Origin of the sequence: Sphingobium sp. (genome assembly GCF_035511395.1) — a bacterium.
Classification (GTDB): Bacteria; Pseudomonadota; Alphaproteobacteria; order Sphingomonadales; family Sphingomonadaceae; genus Sphingobium.
In genome coordinates this window covers 1-21,314 of sequence record NZ_DATKFP010000429.1, presented here as the reverse complement: position 1 = coordinate 21,314, position 21,314 = coordinate 1, and the positions used below count along the sequence as shown (strand labels likewise).

General features: G+C 63.0%; 25 protein-coding genes. 14 read left to right on the top strand and 11 right to left on the bottom strand.

Annotated features, from left to right (window positions below):
- From VMR39_RS28825 to ectA, 4 genes are all read right to left on the bottom strand, one after another.
- Positions 1-617: phytanoyl-CoA dioxygenase family protein (locus VMR39_RS28825; RefSeq protein WP_325421705.1), on the bottom strand; the 617-nt coding region annotated here is incomplete at its 3' end.
- A gap of 73 nt (positions 618-690) precedes the next feature.
- Positions 691-1,104 (bottom strand): ectoine synthase, encoded by a 414-nt coding sequence (locus VMR39_RS28820; protein WP_325421703.1) that lies wholly within the window; start codon positions 1,102-1,104, stop codon positions 691-693.
- A gap of 15 nt (positions 1,105-1,119) precedes the next feature.
- A complete protein-coding gene (gene ectB, locus VMR39_RS28815) occupies positions 1,120-2,430 on the bottom strand; it encodes a diaminobutyrate--2-oxoglutarate transaminase (RefSeq protein WP_325421701.1) in 1,311 nt (436 codons plus the stop codon).
- Between the two features lie 15 nt (positions 2,431-2,445).
- Entirely contained in the window at positions 2,446-2,937 is a 492-nt protein-coding gene (ectA, locus tag VMR39_RS28810) for a diaminobutyrate acetyltransferase (protein ID WP_325421709.1), read from the bottom strand.
- A gap of 277 nt (positions 2,938-3,214) precedes the next feature.
- Here ectA and VMR39_RS28805 point away from each other — a divergent pair, with 277 nt between their 5' ends.
- Positions 3,215-3,703 (top strand): MarR family transcriptional regulator, encoded by a 489-nt coding sequence (locus VMR39_RS28805; RefSeq protein WP_325421699.1) that lies wholly within the window; start codon positions 3,215-3,217, stop codon positions 3,701-3,703.
- Between the two features lie 76 nt (positions 3,704-3,779).
- On the opposite strand, the gene VMR39_RS28800 is transcribed toward VMR39_RS28805, so the two are convergent.
- The 7 genes from VMR39_RS28800 to VMR39_RS28770 form a co-directional block, all read right to left on the bottom strand.
- The gene (locus tag VMR39_RS28800) at positions 3,780-4,592 is read right to left on the bottom strand and encodes a sugar phosphate isomerase/epimerase (RefSeq protein WP_325421697.1); all 813 of its coding nucleotides are present in this window, start codon (positions 4,590-4,592) and stop codon (positions 3,780-3,782) included.
- 65 nt (positions 4,593-4,657) lie between these two features.
- Positions 4,658-5,707: a 4-hydroxy-2-oxovalerate aldolase gene (gene dmpG, locus VMR39_RS28795; RefSeq protein ID WP_325421695.1), complete on the bottom strand. Its 1,050-nt coding sequence runs from the start codon at positions 5,705-5,707 to the stop codon at positions 4,658-4,660.
- Positions 5,704-6,651 carry an acetaldehyde dehydrogenase (acetylating) gene (locus VMR39_RS28790; protein WP_325421693.1) on the bottom strand — a complete coding sequence of 316 codons (948 nt, stop codon included), beginning with the start codon at positions 6,649-6,651 and terminating at the stop codon, positions 5,704-5,706. Before VMR39_RS28790 ends, dmpG begins: the two co-directional genes overlap by 4 nt.
- Before the next feature lie 10 nt (positions 6,652-6,661).
- A complete protein-coding gene (locus tag VMR39_RS28785; protein WP_325421707.1) occupies positions 6,662-7,366 on the bottom strand; it encodes a fumarylacetoacetate hydrolase family protein in 705 nt (234 codons plus the stop codon).
- A gap of 86 nt (positions 7,367-7,452) precedes the next feature.
- The gene (locus tag VMR39_RS28780; RefSeq protein ID WP_325421691.1) at positions 7,453-7,953 is read right to left on the bottom strand and encodes a flavin reductase family protein; all 501 of its coding nucleotides are present in this window, start codon (positions 7,951-7,953) and stop codon (positions 7,453-7,455) included.
- Positions 7,943-8,761, bottom strand: coding sequence for an alpha/beta hydrolase (locus VMR39_RS28775; protein ID WP_325421689.1), 819 nt, complete (start codon positions 8,759-8,761; stop codon positions 7,943-7,945). The genes VMR39_RS28780 and VMR39_RS28775 overlap by 11 nt, the downstream gene beginning before the upstream one ends.
- A gap of 11 nt (positions 8,762-8,772) precedes the next feature.
- Positions 8,773-10,008, bottom strand: a complete 1,236-nt coding sequence (locus tag VMR39_RS28770) for an acyl-CoA dehydrogenase family protein (RefSeq protein WP_325421687.1) — start codon at positions 10,006-10,008, stop codon at positions 8,773-8,775.
- A 273-nt stretch (positions 10,009-10,281) separates the two neighbouring features.
- On the opposite strand from VMR39_RS28770, the gene VMR39_RS28765 reads away from it, so the two are divergent.
- The 13 genes from VMR39_RS28765 to VMR39_RS28705 form a co-directional block, all read left to right on the top strand.
- Entirely contained in the window at positions 10,282-11,196 is a 915-nt protein-coding gene (locus tag VMR39_RS28765) for a VOC family protein (protein WP_325421685.1), read from the top strand.
- Between the two features lie 28 nt (positions 11,197-11,224).
- Positions 11,225-12,088: a CoA transferase subunit A gene (locus tag VMR39_RS28760; protein WP_325421683.1), complete on the top strand. Its 864-nt coding sequence runs from the start codon at positions 11,225-11,227 to the stop codon at positions 12,086-12,088.
- Entirely contained in the window at positions 12,088-12,876 is a 789-nt protein-coding gene (locus VMR39_RS28755; RefSeq protein ID WP_325421681.1) for a ketoacid CoA transferase, read from the top strand. Before VMR39_RS28760 ends, VMR39_RS28755 begins: the two co-directional genes overlap by 1 nt.
- Positions 12,876-13,781, top strand: a complete 906-nt coding sequence (locus VMR39_RS28750; protein WP_325421679.1) for an enoyl-CoA hydratase — start codon at positions 12,876-12,878, stop codon at positions 13,779-13,781. The genes VMR39_RS28755 and VMR39_RS28750 overlap by 1 nt, the downstream gene beginning before the upstream one ends.
- On the top strand, positions 13,781-14,869 hold the full coding sequence (locus VMR39_RS28745) for a nitronate monooxygenase (RefSeq protein WP_325421677.1): 1,089 nt from the start codon (positions 13,781-13,783) through the stop codon (positions 14,867-14,869). The genes VMR39_RS28750 and VMR39_RS28745 overlap by 1 nt, the downstream gene beginning before the upstream one ends.
- A 24-nt stretch (positions 14,870-14,893) precedes the next feature.
- Positions 14,894-15,643, top strand: coding sequence for an enoyl-CoA hydratase family protein (locus tag VMR39_RS28740; protein ID WP_325421675.1), 750 nt, complete (start codon positions 14,894-14,896; stop codon positions 15,641-15,643).
- Positions 15,643-16,797: an acyl-CoA dehydrogenase gene (locus VMR39_RS28735; RefSeq protein WP_325421673.1), complete on the top strand. Its 1,155-nt coding sequence runs from the start codon at positions 15,643-15,645 to the stop codon at positions 16,795-16,797. Before VMR39_RS28740 ends, VMR39_RS28735 begins: the two co-directional genes overlap by 1 nt.
- 11 nt (positions 16,798-16,808) lie before the next feature.
- Positions 16,809-17,855 carry an acyl-CoA dehydrogenase family protein gene (locus VMR39_RS28730; RefSeq protein WP_325421671.1) on the top strand — a complete coding sequence of 349 codons (1,047 nt, stop codon included), beginning with the start codon at positions 16,809-16,811 and terminating at the stop codon, positions 17,853-17,855.
- Entirely contained in the window at positions 17,848-18,999 is a 1,152-nt protein-coding gene (locus VMR39_RS28725; protein WP_325421669.1) for an acetyl-CoA C-acetyltransferase, read from the top strand. The genes VMR39_RS28730 and VMR39_RS28725 overlap by 8 nt, the downstream gene beginning before the upstream one ends.
- Before the next feature lie 4 nt (positions 19,000-19,003).
- Positions 19,004-19,627 (top strand): phenylacetic acid degradation protein PaaY, encoded by a 624-nt coding sequence (locus VMR39_RS28720; RefSeq protein ID WP_325421667.1) that lies wholly within the window; start codon positions 19,004-19,006, stop codon positions 19,625-19,627.
- Positions 19,624-20,070: a nuclear transport factor 2 family protein gene (locus VMR39_RS28715; RefSeq protein ID WP_325421665.1), complete on the top strand. Its 447-nt coding sequence runs from the start codon at positions 19,624-19,626 to the stop codon at positions 20,068-20,070. The genes VMR39_RS28720 and VMR39_RS28715 overlap by 4 nt, the downstream gene beginning before the upstream one ends.
- Before the next feature lie 13 nt (positions 20,071-20,083).
- Entirely contained in the window at positions 20,084-20,989 is a 906-nt protein-coding gene (locus tag VMR39_RS28710; RefSeq protein ID WP_325421664.1) for an SDR family oxidoreductase, read from the top strand.
- Positions 20,989-21,314 (top strand): acyl-CoA dehydrogenase family protein (locus tag VMR39_RS28705; protein WP_325421662.1); only part of this gene is annotated, 326 nt, incomplete at its 3' end. The genes VMR39_RS28710 and VMR39_RS28705, both read left to right, overlap by 1 nt.

Sequence of the window (21,314 nt, the reverse complement as noted above, 5' to 3'; positions counted from 1 at the left end):
CGTTTCAGCGATTGGCGGTAATGATCCTCCGGCGTTTCGCCGACGCAGGTCAGGAATTGGCGATGCGATCCCGGGATCAGCATCAATGGACCGTTATGCGGGGTATTTTCCGCCAGCAACACCGACATGGACAATGCCCGCATACGCGACATCCCGTCCTCGACATGCCAGGTTTCGAAATCGCTGTGCCAGTAGAATTCCTTGCCCTGGAAGCCCGGCTTATAGTTCAGTCGCGACTGATGCATGTAGACATCGTCGTCCAGCAGGAAGCGGGCAACGCCAGCCAGCCGGTCATCGGCGGCCAGCCGCTCGATCGCCCGGCTCTGGGCATGGATGCGAAAGATGGAACGGACTTCCTTGCCACCCGGCTCGGTGATGACCGTTTCCTCCTCCAGCGCATCGGGATTGCCAAGCAGCGTGCCGGCTTCGCTTTGGAGATAGGTCACTTCCGCGTCGGAAAAGACATTCTCCAACACCAGATAGCCATCGCGGTCGAACTGTTCGGCCTGTTCCCGATTGATGGGCGCGGCGTCGTTCCAGTCGCCATGGACGACAGAATCAAGGCGCGGCAAAAATTCCGCCACGCTGGCGTGGCGGGACGGGTAGAGGTCTTTCATGGGACTCCCCCTTTGATAAGGTAAAGATAGTTCAGGCGAGGTGGCTCGGACATGCCCGAGCCACTGCCATTAGTCAGTCGGCCAGCGCAGGCTCGCGCACAGCGCTGATCTCGGCGGGATAGGCGCCATTTTCGTCATGCACTTCCTTGCCGGTGACTGGCGGATTGAAGGTGCAGGCGCACAATATATCGGTTTCCGGCCGCACGATATGCTGGTCATGCGCATTGAGCGCATACATGACGCCGGGCGCGAGTTGATGGGTGATGCCGGTGCCCAGATCCTCGATCGTACCCGTACCCTTGAGCACCAGCACCGCTTCCAGATGGTTCTGGTAGTGCATGTGCAGTTCCTCGCCCGCATACATGGTGGTGACGTGGAAGGAAAAGCCCATATCGTCGTCCTTCAACAAAAGACGGGCGCTTTCCCAGCCCTTGGACTTCACATTGCGATCTGACTTGCGGATGTCCTGAAGCTTGCGAACGATCATGTCTGATATCTCCTTTTATTCTGCGGCGACGCCATAGGTGACGGCCAGCACGGACCGGATGCTCTCCTCGAGAATGTCGAGGCCGGCCGACAGAACGGCGTCCTCGATCACGAGGGGCGCCAGAACCTTGACGATCTCGTCATGCGCGCCACTGGTTTCGATGATCAGCCCCTGCGCGAAGCAGGCGGCGGTGATGGTTTCGGCGATATCGCCCGATCCGACATCGATGCCACGCATCATGCCGCGACCGCGGGTCGACAGGCCATATTCGGCCGCCATTGCGTCCAGGCGACGCTCCAGCAGCGCGGCACGTCGTGCAATATCGTGCTGGAATTTCTCGTCACTCCAGAAATGACGCAGCGCCGCGGTCGCAGTGACGAAGGCATGGTTGTTGCCCCGGAAAGTGCCATTATGCTCGCCCGGTGCCCATTGGTCGAGTTCGGGACGGAACAGGGTAAGCGCGAAGGGCAAGCCCATGCCCGACAGCGACTTCGCCATGGTAACGATGTCGGGGGTAAAGCCCATGCCTTCGAAACTGAAGAAATTGCCGGTGCGACCGCAGCCCGCCTGGATATCGTCGATAATCATCAGTGCGCCGTAACGCTTGGCGATATCGGCGATCCTGCGCAGCCATTCGGGCGATGCGGTGTTGAGGCCGCCTTCCCCCTGCACCGTTTCCACCAGGATGGCCGCGGGCGCGTCGAGGCCGCTCGACGGATCGGACAGGCGCCGCTCCAGCAATTCGGCGGTATCGACGTCAGGGCCATGATAACCGTCATAGGGTTCATGGGCGACATGGCTCAGCGGCACGCCCGCGCCACCGCGCTTGGCGGCATTGCCGGTACAGGCCAGCGCGCCCAGCGTCATGCCGTGGAAACCGTTGGTGAAGGCGATCACCAGTTCACGGCCGGTGATCTTACGCGCCAGCTTGATCGCGGCCTCGACCGCATTGGTTCCGGTCGGACCGGTAAACATGGCGCGATAATCGAGGCCACGAGGCTTGAGGATCACATCCTCCAGCGCAGCGAGAAAATCCGCCTTGGCGTCGGTGTGGAGGTCAAGGCCATGGGTGATGCCATCGTCGGCGATGTAGTCGAGCAGTGCCCTCTTCAGCACCGGATGATTATGTCCATAGTTCAGCGTCGAGCAACCCGACAGGAAATCCAGATAGCGGCCGCCCTGATTGTCGTGCATCCATACGCCCTGCGCGCGATTGAACTGGCGCGGCATGGCGCGGGCATAGCTGCGCACGACTGATTCGCGTCGTTCATAGATGGCGGTGTCGGGAATGGACGCGGTCGGTTTGGGCCGGGTGGTGACGGTCATGGTCTGCAATCTCTTTCAAATATGCGCCAAAGTCGGCAGCGGGCCGATGCGCGCCTGCCATTCGGTGGCATGGGCACCGGCAAAATGGGCTTTCCGCTCGAAACGGGCGGCCTTTTCGAGCGGCACGTTCCAGCGACGTGCCAATCCTTCGAACAGGCCCCAGGATGCGCGATTATCTTGCGTGATGGTGGTCGTCAGATGCGTGATACCGGCCTGGTGGGGCCGCGCCAGCAATGCCTCGATCATGCGCCCGCCAAGGCGCTGGCCGCGTGCGGCGGACGATACCGCGACCTGCCAGACGAAGAAATTTTCGGGCCCTGAAGGCGGCCGATAACCCGACACCCAGCCGACCACCTCGCCGCCGCGTTCGGCGACGATGCAGCTGTCGGCAAAGTCCGTGCATTGCAGCAGGTTGCAATAGGCCGAATTGGGATCGAGCGGCGGACAGGCCGTGATCAATCCGCTGATGGCCGGCCCGTCTGTGGCGACGGGCTTGCGAAACGCGATGTCCTGCCCCTCGCCCTGTTCAGAGCGCGCATAAGCCCGTGGCGGTGTAGCGACCGCTGTAGCTTGGGAATCAAAGATTGTTTATCTCCCGAATTATATTTTACTCGGAGCAATAAAGACGCTCCGGCGAGACGGCGCTTATATGCCGGTGTGCAGCGCATGTTTCAACCCCGGACCGGAAATTATATTTCGCTCGTTAAAGTATATTGCCGCTACGCACACGGGATGGGATTGTCCAGGTTGGTGTCCAGGACAGCTTCGCGCTATGCGCCATGTCATGGATTCCGAGATCGCTTCACTGACCCTGCGCGCCCTGCGGCGCGTCCTGCGCGCTACCGAAATCGGCAGTCGCCAACTCGCCGCGACGACCGGCCTGACGCCGTCGCAATTGCTGGTGCTGCGCGAAATCGATACGCGCGGTTCCGCAACGCCGTCCACCATCGCCAATGCGCTGCAATTCAGCCAGGCCACGATCACCACCATCGTGGATCGCCTCGTGGCGCTTGGCTTCGTGCAGCGCCAGCGCAGCGAGAAGGATAAGCGACAATTTCACCTGAGCCTCCTGCCCGATGGCATGAGCGCGCTCGCCGACGCTCCCGACCCGCTGCAAAAGACGTTCACGGATCGCTTCGTCGCCTTGCCCGCCTGGGAACAGGCTATGATACTCGCGTCGGCGGAGCGGCTCGCCATGCTCATGAACGCCGACAGCATCGACGCCGCGCCTCTGTTGGACAGCGGCCAGATCGACCGGTCAGGACCGCATTGACCGGCCCGTTAGTTCAAAAGCAAAGAATAAAGGTTCCGCACCCCCGCACGCTGGGAGTTACCCGCTTCGTCCTAGTTCAGACGAGAAACCGGCGCGTCGCATCAACCGCGTGACGCGCACGTTCGAGCCGCGACACGCCCGCATCCATCGCCAACTGCTGCGGCACCTCGACGCTGACCGGCAGGCCGGGCCTCATCGCCTTCAGGAAAGCAGCAATGTCGATGCTTCCCTTGCCGGGCAACAGGCGCTCCATGCCCGCCTCCCACTCCCCAAGACCGGGCGCGATGCTGGACGGGCCGTCGCTGATCTGCGCGATGCGGATGCGCGGGTCGGCCAGCAACGCCATCGCCTCCGCCACGTCACCGCCCCGGACGATGTGGAGCAGGTCGAGCGTCACACCGGCATTGGTCCGTCCCAGCACGTCTATCGTCGCCAGCGCTTCGGCCAGCGTGCGAACCTGCGAGGGCGGGTAGAATTCGATGGCGAGATCTATGTCGTAGCTCCCCGCCAGTTCGGCCAGTTCCGCCAACCGCTCGATCCGCCGGCCGGGATCGCGGTCGTAGCAGAGGATATTCGCGAGTCCCGCGCCCAGATCGGCGGCGGCCTCCAATGCGGGCCTGAAATCCGCGACGACCGTGCGCCCCGCCATGGTGAAGGGATAGACAAGGTCGACGGCAAGCCCGTCCGCCGCCAACGCGTCGCGCGTCATGCGGCGCGCAACGGGATCGGTGACAAGGTTATAATGCGGCATGGCGGGCAGCACTGCCATCGAATGAAGGAAGGGGCAGATCCCGATGCAACCGGTTGCGGCAGCAATCTCTGCGAGCTGCCAGGGGGTGGTGTCGGTTATGGTAATATGGTCCAGCGAGAGGCTTCGGTTGGCCGCCACGCTCCTCTCCTCATCCTGTCCTGTCATGCAATCGGGCGCGACGCGTCAGCCGCGCCCGATCAGTGTCAAGCGGCCGCCTCGCGCTCTTTGAGCATATCGAGCGCGACGTCGACGATCATGTCTTCCTGACCACCGACCATCTTGCGGCGCCCAAGCTCGACCAGGATGGTGCGCGTGTCGAGGCCGTAGGTCTCCGCCGCCTTTTCCGCATGGCGCAAGAAACTGGAGTAAACGCCCGCATAGCCCAGCGCGAGGGTTTCGCGGTCGACCCGGACCGGGCGATCCTGCAACGGACGGACCAGATCCTCGGCCGCATCCATCAGCGTCATCACGTCGCAACCATGGTTCCAGCCCTTGCGGTCCGCAGCGGCGATGAACACTTCGAGCGGAGCATTACCCGCGCCCGCGCCCATCCCTGCGAGGCTGGCATCGATGCGCACCGCGCCATGTTGCGCGGCCACGATCGAGTTGGCGACGCCCAGCGACAGGTTATGGTGGGCATGCATGCCGCGCTGGGTTTCGGGCTTCAGCACCCGGTCATAGGCTTCGAGCCGCGCCTTCACTCCATCCATGTCGAGCGCACCGCCGCTGTCGGTCACGTAGACACATTGCGCGCCATAGCTTTCCATCAGCAACGCCTGCTGGGCGAGCTTTTCCGGATCGATCATGTGGCTCATCATCAGGAAGCCGGAGACGTCCATGCCAAGGTCACGGGCAATGCCGATATGCTGTTTGGAGACATCCGCCTCCGTGCAATGGGTCGCCACGCGAACCGAGCGCACGCCGATATCATAGGCGCGGCGCAATTCCTCGACCGTGCCGACGCCCGGCAGAATCAGCGTGGTGAGGACCGATCTGGTCAGCACCGAGGCGACCGCCTCCAGCCATTCCCAATCGGTGTGGGCGCCAAAGCCATAGTTGAAACTGGCGCCGTTGAGGCCATCGCCATGGGCGACTTCAATCGCGTCGACGCCGGCTTCGTCGAGCGCCTTGGCGATCGCCTTCACATGGTCGATGCCGTACATGTGGCGGATGGCATGCATGCCATCGCGCAGGGTGACGTCCTGGATGTAGAGCTTTTCGCCCGCCTCGACGTTGAACTTGGTGCTGCTCATGCTGCCACCTTCTTTCCTTCGCTGATGCGCTGCGCCAGCAGTTCGCCGGTCGCCTTGGCGGCGGCGGTCATGATGTCGAGATTGCCCGAATAGCTGGGGAGATAATCACCCGCCCCTTCGACTTCGAGCAGGATCATCGTCTTGATACCGGTGAACTCGCCGCGGCCGGGGATCTTCAGTTTGTTGTTGTCGCCGAAGCGCTCGAACTGCACCTGCTGCTTCAGACGATAACCCGGAACATAGGCCTGTACCTTCTTCACCATCGCCTCGATCGAGGCGCGGATGGTTTCCTCGTCGGCGCCGTCGGAGAGGGTGAACACCGTGTCGCGCATGATCATCGGTGGTTCGGCAGGGTTCAGAATGATGATCGCCTTGCCCTGTGCCGCGCCGCCGACCTTTTCGATCGCCCCGGCGGTGGTGCGGGTGAACTCGTCGATATTGGCACGCGTGCCGGGACCGGCCGAGCGCGACGACACGGACGCCACGATCTCTGCATAATGGACGGTCGCGACCTGACTGACGGCGGCGACCATCGGGATGGTCGCCTGACCACCGCACGTTACCATGTTGACGTTGCCAGCGTCGAGATTGGCTTCGCCGTTCACGGTCGGAATGGTGTAGGGACCAATGGCGGCGGGGGTGAGGTCCACCACCTGCTTGCCGTCGGCGCGCAGTGCAGCGTCATGGACCTTGTGCGCATAGGCCGAGGTCGCGTCGAAGACGATGCCGATCTCGGGATAGACGGCCATCTTCTGGAGACCCTCCAGCCCTTCGTAGGTAGTCGCGACACCCCGCTCACGGGCCATGGCGAGACCTTCGGACGCCTCGTCGATGCCGACGACCGCCACCAGTTCCATATTCTGCGGATATTTGATCATCTTGATCATCAGGTCGGTGCCGATGTTGCCCGAACCGATGATCGCTGCCTTGACCTTGCCAGTCATCAATTGCTCCTCAAACGAAACGTGCGGTGCAGGCGCCCACGCCATGCAGCTGCATTTCAAACACGTCGCCGGCCCGGGCCGGTTCCAGCGGCACCAGGCTGCCCGACAGGATCACGTCGCCCGCCTCCAGCGTGACGCCATAGGCGCCGAGCGTATTGGCGAGCCAAGCCACCGCTTCAGCAGGCGACCCCTGCACTGCATGCCCATAGCCTTCCGACAACGGCTGGCCGTTTTTGGTCACGGTAACGTGCAGGTTGGGCAGCTCGTGCGCACGCGGATCGGCGCGGGCTTCGCCCAGCACATAGACGCCACAGCTGGCATTGTCGGCGACCGTATCGACGATGCCGATCTTCCAATCCTGGATGCGGCTGTCGACGATCTCGAAACAGGGGACGATCGCCTCGGTCGCGGCGATCACCTGATCCGCCGTGATGCCCGGCCCCTTGAGGCTTTCCTTCAGGATGAAGCCGATTTCGGCCTCCGCGCGGGGCTGGATGAGGCCGTTCGCGGCAATATCGATATCGCCTTCCACGAGCATCCGGTCGGTCAGGAAACCGAAATCAGGCTGATGCACGCCCAGCATGTCCTGCACCGCCTTGGACGTGACGCCGATCTTCTTGCCCACGACACGCTCGCCATCCGTCTTGCGCCGTTCAAGCGCGCCGAGCGAAATGCCATAGGCATCGTCGATGGTGAGTTCGGGATGGCGCGCCATCAGCGGGGGCACGGTGCGCTGGTCGCGTAACGCGCGGTACAGTTCTTCTGCGAGGATATCGTTCAGGCTCTGGTCAACGGTGTCGCTCACAAATAGGCTCCGTCCTGATAGATGAGGGGTTCGACGCTCTCGCTGAGGCGTACGGCCTCCACGCGGGCGACGACGATGCTGTGGGTGCCGAAGGGCATCATGCTGTCGATGGTGCAACTCAGATTGGCCTGCGCCCCGTCCAGCATCGGCAGGCCATGCCCATCATTTTCCCATCGCCCGACCTCAAACCGCTTTTCTCGCGGCACCGCGCCGCCGAACGCCGCCGACACATCCCGCTGATGACGCGAGAGGAGGTTGACAGTAATCGGGCACCCCGACGACAGGCAGGGATGGATCCCCGCCGACTGGTTGATGCACAACAGAAGCGCAGGTGGATCCATGGTCAACGATGTGATCGACGTCGCCGCCATTCCCACCAGCGCGCCGTCGCCTCGCGTCACGACGATCGCCACGCCGGAAGCCAAGCGACGCATTGCGCCCCGAAAACCGGAAGTCACGTCAGCCGGATCGGCCGCAATCTGGGAACTACTTGCCATTCAAAAACTCGAGCGAATAGCGGTTGAACTCGTCGGTCCGCTCCACCTGCACCCAATGGCCGACCTTGTTGAAGGTCACGCAACGGACATCATCGCAGGCCTCGAAGAAAAGATTTATGCCCTCCAGCGGCATGAAGCGCTCATTATAGCCCCAGAAGAGCAGAATGGGCAGCTTCAACTCGCCAAGGCGTGGCGCAAGGTTGGGCGTGCGCATCCGCACGATGACATCCTTGGGCTGCATGCTCGCGACGGCGAAGCGTTCCTTCACCAGCTCACCGGTGACATGAACCGGATCATAAACCAGGTTGGTTATCAGACGTCGTTGTTCGGACTCATTGAAATCCGGCCCGCCGAAGGAACTGACCATGCCGGCAATACCCGGCATCTTGAAATATTCCTCCCGCTCATGGATGCAGCCCGGCGCCATCAGGATCAGCCGGTCGACAAATTCGGGATGATCCATCGCCATCTGCAGCGCAATGCCGCCGCCGAGCGAATTGCCGATAAGCGTCGCCTCTTCGATGCCATGGGCCTGGAGCGCTTCGTAAAGCGTGTTGGTGAAAAGATCGAGCGTGTAGTCCAGCCCTTCCGGCTTGGACGAGGCTCCATAGCCGATCAGGTCGGGCAGGATCACCCGATAGCCAGCATCGGCGAATGCCCCGGCATTCTGCCGGAAGTTCGACGCGCCTGACGCACCCGGTCCGCTGCCGTGAATGAAGACGACGGCCGCGCCAACGCCCATCTCCGCAACCGAAATCTCATATCCGCCCGTGACTTCATGCGTCTTGCGGGTCAATTCGTTCGCCATGAAGGAACCTCTCAGATGAACGTGAAAGCGGGCGGTTCGCCCTGCATCGTGCCGATAACGTCGCTGGTGCGGTTCGCCGGATCGTTGGCGACATGCGCGCGCGCGGCGTGCAGGTCGAGCCAGGGCTGGAGGATCGGGCTGGTCATATAAATGGCTCGACCGCCGAGCAGTTTCACCATGTCATCGGCCAGATCGGCCATACGGCGCACCACGCTGGCCGACTGATAGGCGAACAGCGCACGCCGCTCCATCGGGATCGCTTCGTCCCGTCCGGCATAATCCATCAGTTCGTTGAAGGTCGCGCGATGGGCGAGTTCCATCTCGTTCGCTTCGGCGATGGCGCGGGCAATAGCAGCGTGCAGGTTCGGGTCGGCTTTCGACGCCTTGCCAGTATTGGTCGAAACGCGGCTCTGCATGATCTCAATCGCCGCCCGGATCGCGGCGCGCACACCGCCAAAGGCCGCGCTGGAAACCGAACGGGTGAAAAGCTGTGCCCAAGGCATTCGATAGAGTGGACCATTATTGGCCTCCTGCCCTGGATTCTTGCAAGCAAAGCCGTCAGCGGCGCGATGCGTGCGATATTCGGGCACGAAAACACGTTCCACGACGATATCGAAACTTCCGGTGCCCTGAAGCCCGAACGTGTCCCATGTCCCTTCGATCACCTTATAGTCCGAACGCGGGAGCAGGAAAGTGCGCATGTCCGGTGGGCCGCCGTCGGTGTCGAAGTTGATCGCGCCCAACAGCACCCAGCCACAATGGCTGGAGCCGGAGGAAAAGCCCCAGCGACCCGACAGGTAGAAACCACCATCGGTCTTTTCCACCTTGCCGACCGGCTGATAGGTCGAAGAGACGAGCATATCCGCATCGTCGGCCCAGACGTCGCGCTGCGCTTCGTCATGGAACAGGGCCAGTTCATAGGGGTGGCAACCGAGGACGCCGTAGATCCAGCCGGTCGACATGCAGCCTTCGGCCAGCGCCTTCTGAATGTCGAAAAAGACGTTGGGATGCATTTCATAGCCACCCCAGCGCTTAGGCTGGAGGACGCGGAAGAACCCCGCAGCCTTCATTTCTGCGACCGTCTCGACCGGCACGTCCCCTGCCTGCGTGCAGGCACGGGCACGCTCGCGCAGCACAGGTATCATGGCGCGGGCGCGCTCGACCAGGCTTTCCGGAGTCGGCGCGACCGCCCCCTCTGCGCCTGCCAACTGACTCGCCACCACTCCTGCCATCATCATCTCCATCATGCCCGCGTCGCCATCATCGCTTGTATGCGTAGCATATATAAATCTTCATTACGCAAAACGTCAAGACAAAGAGAGCTTGCACATTTAGCGCGATGCTTATAGGCGATTCATGAACGAATTGCCATTGTCTCGTCGCAAGAAGGCAAGCGCTTCACGGAAATCGGTGCACTCGGGCCGAATTTTCCGAAGGTTTGCGTAGCAAAATTGACAGAGAAACGTCCAACACGGACAATGGCATTAACCAGGAAACGACAAAAAGGCGAGGCAGCACTGATGGCAGTAAAATCGCTAGGCTATGTAGTTATCGAGGCGCGCGACCTGTCCGCCTGGCGCGATTTTGCCTGCAATATCGCGGGCTTGATGCCGTCGAATTCGGAACGGGACGATGTCGTGCTGTTCCGCATGGACGATCGTCCCTTCCGCCTGTGGGTGCAGAAGGGCGAACGCGACATGTTCGTCGCGCCGGGATGGGAATGCGCGAGTCGGGAAGAATTTGAGGCTCTGCTATCAAAACTCGAATCGAGTGGGCGGCCTGTGGAACGCGCTTCGATCATGGAAGCCCGCGCCCGGCAGGTCTATGAACTTGCCCGATCGTCGGACCCTGCGGGTCATGCACTGGAAATCTTCTACGGCCGCTTCGTGGATTATGCTCCCTTCGTATCGCCCGCAGGCGTCAGCCGCTTCGTGACCGGCGACAATGGCGACATGGGCTTGGGCCATATCGTGCTGACCGCGCCCAATTTCGACGAAACCCATGCCTTCTACAAGGATGTGATGGGTTTCGGCGATGCCGACCTTGGCCGCTTCTATCTGATGGGCGGCGGTGCGGACGATCCGGGGGTCGGCTTTGCCTTCCTGCATTGCAATGGGCGGCACCATAGTCTGGCGCTGGGACAGTTGCCCGAAAGCCCCAATGGCGCGGTCCACATGATGCTGGAAGTCGCCAGCCTGGAAGATGTCGGCCGCGCCTATGACCGCGTGCTCAAGAGCAAGGGCAAGGTGCCGCTCTCAGCAACGCTTGGCCGCCATGTGAACGACAAGATGACAAGCTTCTACATGCAGACACCGGGTGGTTTCGACATCGAATATGGCTGGAACGGCCTAGTGATCGATCCGGCGACCTGGGTTCCCACAACAAGCCTGGCCGTAAGTGATTGGGGCCACAAATGGGCTCATGAAAGTGAGTGATATGACGACAGTGACTTTGGACAAGCGAATGTCAGCGCGGGACGTGGTGGCGTCCCTGCGTGACGGCATGACGATCGGCATCGGAGGCTGGGGACCGCGTCGCAAGCCGATGGCGCTGGTGCGCGAGATACTCCGCTCGGACCTCAAGGATCTGACAATCGTCGCCTATGGCGGCGCGGACGTGGGCATGCTCTGCGCGGCGGGCAAGGTGAAGAAGCTGGTCTTCGCCTTCGTGTCGCTCGACGCCATCCCGCTGGAACCCTGGTTCCGCAAAGCGCGGGAAAGCGGCCAGATCGAGGTGCTCGAACTGGACGAGGGTATGTTCCAATGGGGACTTAAGGCAGCCGCTTTCGGCCTGCCTTTCCTGCCTACGCGCGTGGGCCTGGGCACTGATCTCGCCGAACTGGGTGGCCTCAAGACCGTGCAGTCGCCCTATGCCGACGCCGAAACGCTGATCGCCATGCCTGCGCTCAAGCTCGACGCGGCGCTGATCCACGTCAATCGCAGCGACTGGCGCGGCAATGTCCATCTGTTCGGCGCCGACAGCTATTATGACGAATGGTTCGCGAAGGCGGCCGCCAAGGCCTATGTGTCGTGCGAAGAACTGGTCGACCGGATCGAGGACCATTATCCCGACGACGCGCAGCTCAATGTGTTCGAACGCTGCTTCGTAAGCGGCGTCGTCCACATGCCGTGCGGCGCGCATCCCAGTTCCATGCCGCCGGCCTATGGCTGGGACATCAAAGCGTTCAAGGCCTATGCCGACACCGCGCGTGAGCCGGGCGATTGGGCGGCGGTGGCCGACCGCTTCGTCGGCGCGACGGAGGAAGCCTATCTGGAAAGCATTGGCGGAAAGGAGGCGGTGGCGGCACTCCCGCTCCCGATATTCTGATGACTGACGTATCCCTCGCAGAACTCTGCATTTTCGCCTGTTCCGAAGCGTTCCGGGGCAATGGCGAGATCATCGCCACCGGCGTCGGCCCGGTGCCGCGGCTGGGCGCGAGCCTGGCCAAGCTGACCCACAGCCCGGAACTGATGATGACCGATGGCGAAGCCTATCTGGTCGAACAGCCGGTGGCGCTCGGCCCGCGCGGCTATGACGACCGCAAGGCGGCGGGCTACCTTCCCTTCTCGCGCTTCTTCGACAGCGCAGTGTGGACCGGCCGCCGCCATGCGATGGTGACGCCGACCCAGCTCGACCGCTTCGGCCAGATCAACCTCAGCTATCTGGGCGGCACTTACGACAAGCCCAAGACGCAGATGCTGGGCGTGCGCGGCTTTCCGGGCAACACCATCTATCACGCGAACAGCTTCTTCTTCCCGGCGCACACGGCGCGGACCTTCGTGTCGGGTGAAGTCGATATGGTGTCAGGCGTCGGCTATAATCAGGCCAAGCGGGTTCCGGGTGGCAATTATTCCGGCGTCGACCTGCGGGTGATCGTCACCAACCTGTGCGTCATGGACTTCGGCGGCAAGGACAACGCCATTCGCGTAATCTCACTGCATCCGGATGTGACCTTCGGGGAAGTGCAGGAGGCCACCGGCTTCCCGCTGGAGAAGGGCGATATCGTCGAGACCGCGCTGCCGGGCGCCGAGGCGCTGGATATCATCGCCACCCTCGATCCCCACAATATCCGCGCATCCGTCATCAAGGACAATCCACCTGCAAGGAGGGTGTGATGAACGAAGCCGATCGTCTGGTCGAACCGCAAAAGGTCGACATCGTCTATGAGACCGAGGAGCCAGTCACCTATGAGGTGATCGACCATGTCGCCTGGATCATGCTCAACCGTCCGGGCTTCAACAATGCCCAGAACGGGCAGATGACCTATGCGCTGGACGACGCCTTCATCAAGGCGACGAACGACGATGACGTCCGCTGCATCGTGCTGGGCGGGAACGGCAAGCATTTCTCCGCCGGGCATGACATCGGCACGCCGGGCCGCGACCTGCACAAACAGTTCGACAACAGGCTGATGGTGCCGCCCCATGTCAACAAGCCGGCGGCCGAACTGCTCTATACGCGCGAGAAGGAGCAATATGTCGGCATGTGCCGGCGCTGGCGCGACGTCGCCAAGCCCACCATCGCGATGGTGCAGGGCGCCTGCGTCGCGGGCGGGCTGATGCTCGCCTGGGTGTGCGACCTGATCGTGGCGAGCGACGACGCCTTCTTTCAGGACCCGGTCAATCGCATGGGGATACCGGGCGTCGAATATTTCGCTCACGCCTATGAGCTGCCGCCGCGTGTCGCCAAGGAGTTCCTGCTGCTGGGCGAGCGCATGTCCGCCCAGCGCGCCGAGCAGTTCGGCATGGTGAACAAGATCGTGTCGCGCGAGGCGCTGCGAGAGACAGTGACGGCGATGGCAGCCAAACTGGTGGCTCAGCCGCGCCTTGGCAACTGGTTGACCAAACAGGCAATCAATCATGTCGAGGAGCTTATGGGCAAGCGCAACGCGATCGAGGCCCAATATCATATGCACCATTTCGCACATGCGCAGAACGACCTGACCCTGGGCAGTTCGATCGGCGGTCTCGACGGCAAGGCGATGGCGGCGGCGAACAAGAAGGAGGCGGGCGAAGGCTGATGGGCGATCCGCTGCACACCGTCTTGACCGAGCGGCTGGGTTGCCGCTGGCCTATCATCCAGACTGCCATGGGATGGGTGGCTGAACCTTCGCTCGTTATTGGCAGCTCGAACGCTGGAGCCTTCGGCTTCCTCGGTGCGGCGGTGATGACGCCCGACGAGGCACGCGAAAAAATCCTGGCGGTGCGGCGCGGGACCGACCGGCCCTTTGGCGTGAACTTCCATATGTTCCAGCCCGGCGCTGACCAGATTGTCGAGTTGATCCTCGCCAACAAGGATCAGGTGCGCGCCGTCAGCTTCGGGCGTGGTCCCAACGCGAAGATGATCGCGCGCTTCAGGGATGCGGGCATCCTCTGCGTTCCGACCGTGGGCGCGGTCAAACATGCGCAGAAGATGGTCGAACTGGGCGTCGACATGGTCAATGTGCAGGGCGGCGAAGGCGGCGGCCATACCGGATCGGTGGCGACCACCGTGCTGCTGCCGCAGGTGCTGGACGCGGTGACAGTGCCGGTAATCGCCAGCGGCGGCTTTGCCGACGGGCGCGGGCTGGCGGCGGCGCTCGCCTATGGCGCGGTGGGCATCGCCATGGGCACGCGATTCCTGCTGACCAAGGAAAGCCCGGTGCCCGACAGCGCAAAGGCGGAATATCTGAAGGCCGGTACCGACCGCATCATCGTCACCACCAAGCTGGACGGCATTCCGCAACGGATGGTGCGGACCAAGCTGATGGACCGGATCGAGAAGTCGGGCAAGATCGGCATGTGGCTGCGCGCCATCGAGGCCAGCAGGACGATGAAGAAACAGAGCGGCGCCAGCTGGATCAGCCTCATCCAGTCGGCGCGGGGCATGACGGCCCATGGCGCGATGCCTTTAAAACAGGCGATGATGGCCGCGACCATGCCGATGCTGATCCAGAAGGCAGTGGTCGATGGCGATATCGAACATGGCGTGATGGCGACCGGCGTGGTCGGCGGGCGCATCGCTGAAATTCCAAGCTGCCAGCAACTGGTCGATCGCATCGTGGACGAGGCGCACGAGCGTTTGCGCACGCTGGCGGCAATGGGCTGCGAAGCAGCGCCGGTGGCCTGAAAAAGGGACGTTGGAGAGATAAAGATGCCGATTAGTTGCACCATCGAGAACCGGGTCGCGGAAATCGTCTTCGATCATGCGCCGGTCAACGCCTTCGACAGCGAGACGTGGAACAGGCTGCCGAAAATTATCTCCGAAGCAGCGCGCAACGAAGATGTCCATTGCATCCTGATACGGGCCGAAGGGCGTGGCTTTTGCGGCGGCGTCGACATCAAGGAGATGCAGGCCCATCCCGAACGCATCCCCCACCTCAATCGCGGCAACTACCTGACCTTCAAGGCGATCCATGAGGCCGAGATTCCGGTCGTGGTCGCGGTCCACAAGTTCGTGATCGGTGGCGGCATCGGCATTTGCGGGGCGTCCGACACGATCATTGCGGCAGATGATGCCTTCTTCTCGCTGCCGGAAATCGACCGCGGCGCCATGGGGGGGGCGAGCCACATGTCGCGCATGCTTCCGTTGCACAAGGTACGTGCAGCCTTCTTCACTGGCGGCAATATCCCGGCGCAGGAAGCCTATCGCCTGGGCGCGGTGGAGAAGGTCGTGCCCCGCGCCGATCTGGAGACCGAAGCCCGTGCCTTTGCCGCACTGGTTGCATCCAAGTCGCGCAAGGCGCTGGTGATCGCGAAGGAAGCACTCAACGGCCTCGAAGCCCGCGACGTCGACCGCGGCTATCGTTGGGAACAGGGCTTCACACTCGAAATGTACATGCATGAGGACAGCCAGAAGGCGCGCGACGCCTTCGTCGAAACCGGCAAGGCGGCCAAATTCTGATGGACCTGACTTATACCCCTGAACAGCAAGCGTTCCGGGCAGAGGTCCGCGCATGGCTGGAGGCCAATGTGCCCAAGGGGCCGCTGGAGCATTACGACGCCACCCGCGAAGGCTTCGAGGCGCATCGCCAGTGGGAAAGAACGCTCAAGACCGGCGACTGGGGTATGGTGACATGGCCCAAGGACTATGGTGGGCGCGGTCTCGACCTCATCCAGTGGCTGATCTTCGAGGAGGAATATGCGCGCGCAGGAGCGCCCGGCCGTGTGGGTCAGAACGGCATCTTCCTGCTCGGGCCGACGCTGATCGAATATGGCACCCATGAGCAGAAGCAGCGCTTCCTGCCGCCGATGGCGAGCGGCGAGGAAATCTGGGCGCAGGCCTGGTCAGAGCCGCAGGCGGGGTCCGATCTTGCCGGCGTGCGCGCGACCTGCGTGGCGGAAGGCGACGACTATGTGCTGAACGGCCACAAGATCTGGTCGAGCCGCGCCGTATTTGCCGACTGGGCCTTTGGCCTGTTCCGCACGCCGGGGACGGAGAAGCACAAGGGCCTCAGCCTCATCTTCTTCCCGCTCGATGCGCCGGGCGTGACGGTCAATGCGATCAAGAAGATCAACGGCCATGTCGGCTTTGCCGAAATTTTCCTGGAGAATGTCCGGGTACCGGCCTTCAACAGGCTCGGCGACGAGGGTCAAGGCTGGCATATATGCATGGCGACGGCCGGTTTTGAGCGCGGGCTGATGCTGCGCTCCCCTGCCCGCTATCAGGTCGCCGCCGCGAAGCTGGCCAAGCTCTGGCAAGCGAACCGCGAAACCGCAGACCCGACGCTGGAAGCTGATGTGGTTAGCGCGCACATGAATGCCGAAGCCTATGCACTCAACATCTACCAGACGGCTTCGCGACTGATGGCGGGGGCGAAGATCGGACCAGAAGCGAGCACCAACAAGATTTTCTGGTCGGAACTCGACATCCACCTGACGCAGACCGCGCTCGCCATCCTCGGCCCAGCTGCCGAGCTGACGCAGGAGGCACCGGACGCTTGCTCCGTCGACTGGATCGACGATTATATTTTCGCACTCGCCGGCCCCATTTATGCCGGGTCGAACGAGATCCAGCGCAACATCATCGCCGAGCGCATGCTCGGCCTGCCGCGCTGAGGAGAGCGGACATGGATTTTACCCTCAGCGACGAACAGACGATGTTCGCGGACACCGCGCGGACGCTCTTTGCCAACAGCTGTACGCCTGATCATTGGCGCAAGATGATGGAATCGGGCGTGGTGCGCGACGATGCCCGCTGGGCCTCGATCGTGGAGACAGGCCTGACGCTGGTGCTGCTGCCCGAGAACGCGGGCGGCATCGGCCTTGCCGAAAGTGACTTCGCCCTGATCGCGCAGGAAGCGGGCTATGTCGCGCTGCCTGAACCACTGGTCGAGAGCGCGGGCGTCGCCGCGCCCATGCTGGCCGCGCTGGCGCCCGATCATGCGGTACTGGCTGATCCGCTGGCGACGATTGCGATTGCGCATCCGGCCAATCCCTATGTCGCCAACGCCGACAGCGCGGCGGCGATCCTGCTGGAACGCGATGGCGAGGCCTATCTTGCTACGCCCGATCAGGTGACGCTGGTCGCCCAAGCCAGCATCGATCCCTTCCGCCGCTTGTTCAAAGTGGAGTGGAATCGGGAGAACGCCACGCCGCTGGGCCCAAAAGACGGGGCCGGGGCCGACTGGGATCTGGCGCTGGATCGCGCCGCGCTGTTCAACGCCGCCATGGGCATCGGCCTCGCGCAGCGGGCTGTCGATATGGCGGTGGACTATGCCAAGGAACGGCAACAGTTCGGCAAACCGATCGGCAGCTATCAGGCGGTCAAGCACCATCTCGCTTCCGCGCAGGTCGCGATCGAGTTCGCCAAGCCGGTCGTTGCAGCGGCCGCCGCAGAAATCGGCCATCGCGACATGCAGGCCCGCGCCCGCGTCAGCCATGCCAAGCTGGTCGCGCTGGAAGCCGCCGACAAGGCCGCCCGCGCCTCGATCCAAGTGCATGGCGCCATGGGTTACAGCTGGGAGGTCGACGTCCACCTGTTCCTCAAGCGCGCCCTTGCGCTGACCCAGACATGGGGCACGCCCGCCTTCCACCGCGCCCGTATCGCGGCGCGCATGTTCACCCAGCCCATGGGGCCGGACCAGACCTTTGCCAGAGAGACGGAAAATGCCTGAAGCCTACATCGTCGACGCCGTCCGTTCGCCCATCGGCCGCAAGAAGGGCAGCCTTGCCCATGTACACCCTGCGGACCTTGGCGCCCACCCGATCCGGGAGCTGGTCAAGCGCACCGGCATAGATCCAATCGCGGTCGAGGATGTGGTCTGGGGCTGCTGCGAGACGATCGGCGGACAGGCGGGCGATATCGGCCGCACCGCATGGCTGGTCGCGGGTCTGCCCGAGGAAGTGCCCGGCGTCACCATCGATCGCCAGTGCGGTTCCAGCCAGCAGGCGGTGCATTTCGCCGCGCAGGGCGTGATGAGTGGCACGCAGGATATGGTCGTCGCGGGCGGCAGCCAGGCGATGAACCAGATTCCCATTTCCGCCGCGATGATCGTCGGCGCGCAATATGGTTTCAACACCCCCTTCGACAGCTCACCGGGCTGGATCGCCCGCTATGGCAACGAGGAAGTGAACCAGATCCGATCGGCGGAGATGATCGCCGAGAAATGGGGCATCGGCCGTGAAGCGATGGAGGCCTTCGCCCTCGCTTCCCATCAGCGCGCGCAGGCGGCCTGGGACAATGGCTGGTTCGACCGGGAAGTCGTGCCCCTCGAAGGGCTGGCCAGGGACGAGACGATCCGCCCCACCACCACGCTGGAAGGCCTGGCCGGCCTCAACCCGGTGCGCGAAGGCGGCATCATCACCGCCGGCGTCGCCAGTCAGAATTGCGACGGCTCGGCCGCTCTGTTGATCGCCAGCGAACGCGCCGTGAAGGAGCATGGCCTGACGCCCCGCGCCCGCATCCATCACATCTCCGTGCGCGCCGCCAATCCGGTGTGGATGCTAACCGGCCCTATCCCGGCCACCCAATATGCGCTGAAGAAGGCGGGTATGTCGGTGAGCGACATCGATCTGTTCGAATGCAACGAGGCCTTTGCCAGCGTCGCCATGGCGTGGATGAAGGAACTCGACATTCCCCATGAGAAGATCAACGTGCAGGGCGGCGCGATTGCGCTCGGCCATCCCATCGGTGCCACCGGGGCGCGACTGATGACCACGCTGCTCGGCGCGCTGGAGCGCACGGGCGGCCGCTACGGCCTCCAGACCATGTGCGAAGGCGGCGGGCAGGCCAACGTCACCATCATCGAGCGGCTGTAAGGGCATGCCCTGCTACGCCTATCAGGGGATCGTTCCCGTCGTCGATCCGACCAGCTACGTCCATCCGCTGGCGTCGCTGATCGGCGACGTGATCATCGGGCCGGGCTGCTTCATCGCGCCCGGCGCATCCTTGCGTGGCGATTTCGGGCGGATCATCGTCGAGGGCGACAGCTCCATCCAGGACAATGTTACCGTCCATGCCAACCAGTTGCGCGACACGATCATCCGGCGCGGCGCCACCATTGCGCACGGATCGATCATTCATGGCTGCGAAATTGGCGACAATGCGCTGATCGGCATGAATGCGGTGATCCTCGACAATGCCATGATCGGGGCGGAAAATCTGGTCGCGGCGTTGAGCCTCGTGAAGTCCGACATGGAAACGCCGCCGCGCAGTCTGGTGGTTGGCAACCCGGCCAAGGTCGTCAAGACCTTCGAGCCGCATCAGGTGACGTGGAAAAATGATGGCGAGGGCGAATATCAGAAGCTCGCCCGCGCCGCGCTGACCGGGCTGGTCGAGGCGGAACCGCTGAGCGCGCCAGAGCCGGATCGGCAACGCATTCGGTCGGATGCCGTCGCAGTGCGCCTGAGCGGGTCGACCGCGACCTTGCGGGAGCAACGGGCATGAACGGCGCGACCCAGATCACCAATCTGCTCTACCGCTATGCCGAACTGATGGACGCAGGCGATCTGGAGACTGTCGCCGCGCTCTTCACCCGCGCCCGGATCAGGACCGGCGGCGGCGGAGTGGTCGAAGGTGCCGCCCCCATGCTGGCGCTGTGGCGCGCGCATGTGCGGATCTATTCCTGCGGCACGCCACGCACCAGGCATGTCATCACCAATCCAATCGTGGAGATCGACGAGGCTGCGGGCACCGCGACCTGCCGGTCCTATTATACGGTTTTTCAGGCCACGCCCGAGCTGCCTTTGCAGGCGATCTGCGCGGGCCGTTATCATGACGCCTTCGTCCGCGTGGACGGACAATGGCATTTTTCCGAGCGCGATTATTCGCTGCTCGATCTGGTGGGGGACCTCAGCCAGCATCTGCTGATCCCCGTCCCGGCGCAATGAAGGAGTGAAGTTGATGGGTATCTGCGAAGGACGTGTTGCGATCGTGACCGGGGCTGGCAATGGCCTCGGCAAGGCCTATGCGCTGGGTCTGGCGGCGGAAGGCTGCAAGGTCGTGGTCAACGATCTGGGCGTCGGCACCCATGGAGAGGCGGGCCTGACCAAGGGCGCCGCCGAGCAGGTGGCAGACGAAATCCGCGCGATGGGCGGCGAGGCCATCGCCAATACCGACGATGTCGCCGACTGGGATGCCGGGAAACGCATGGTCGAACAGGCGCTCGACAGTTTCGGCGCGCTCCATGCGGTGGTCAACAATGCCGGCTTCGTGCGCGACCGCATGTTCTTCACCTGCTCGCCGGAGGAATGGGACGCCGTCATCCGCGTTCACCTGCGCGGCCATTTCTGCACTTCGCGCCACGCCGCTGAATATTGGCGGTCGCAGGCCAAGGCAGGCAATCCCGTCGATGCGCGGATCATCAACACCACCTCCGGCGCGGGCCTTCAGGGATCTGTCGGTCAGTCGGCCTATTCGACCGCCAAGGGCGGCATCGCCGCGCTCACTTTGGTGCAGGCCGCCGAACTGGCACGCCTCGGCATCACCGCCAATGCGCTCGCCCCCAACGCCCGCACCCGCATGACCGACACCGGCGCCTTCGACATGGATGCGGCGGCCGGCGCGTTCGACGTCTTTGCGCCCGAGAATATGGCGCCGCTGGTCGCCTATCTGGTGTCGGAACAGTCGAACGGCGTAACCGGTCAGGTGTTTGAGCTGAAGGGCGGCACTATCTTTCTGTCGCAGGGCTGGACCGATAGCCCGGCAAAAGAGAAGGGTGCCCGATTCGAGGCAAGCGAGCTGGACCCGATCGTCCGCAGGCTGATCGAGACCCGCGAGCCGGCCAAGCCGGTCTACGGGGGCGCCTGATGGACTTCGCGCTCAGTGACGACCAACACGCCATTCAGGAGGCCGCTCGCGTTTTCCTGACGGACGCCGCCAATCCCGACGTGATCCGCGCCGCCGTCGAGAGTGCCGCTGGCTTTGACGCGGATCTGTGGCGGAGTCTGGCTGGGGAGATGGGTTTTGCCGGACTGATGGTGCCGGAGCAATTTGGCGGGCTGGGGCTGGGCGCTGTGGAAATGGCGCTGGTGCTGGAGGAGACCGGCCGTGTCCTCGCGCCCGTACCTTTTTTCGAGACTGCGGTTCTGGCGGTGCAGGCCGTGCTCGCCGAGCTCGTTGACCTTGTTCCCAC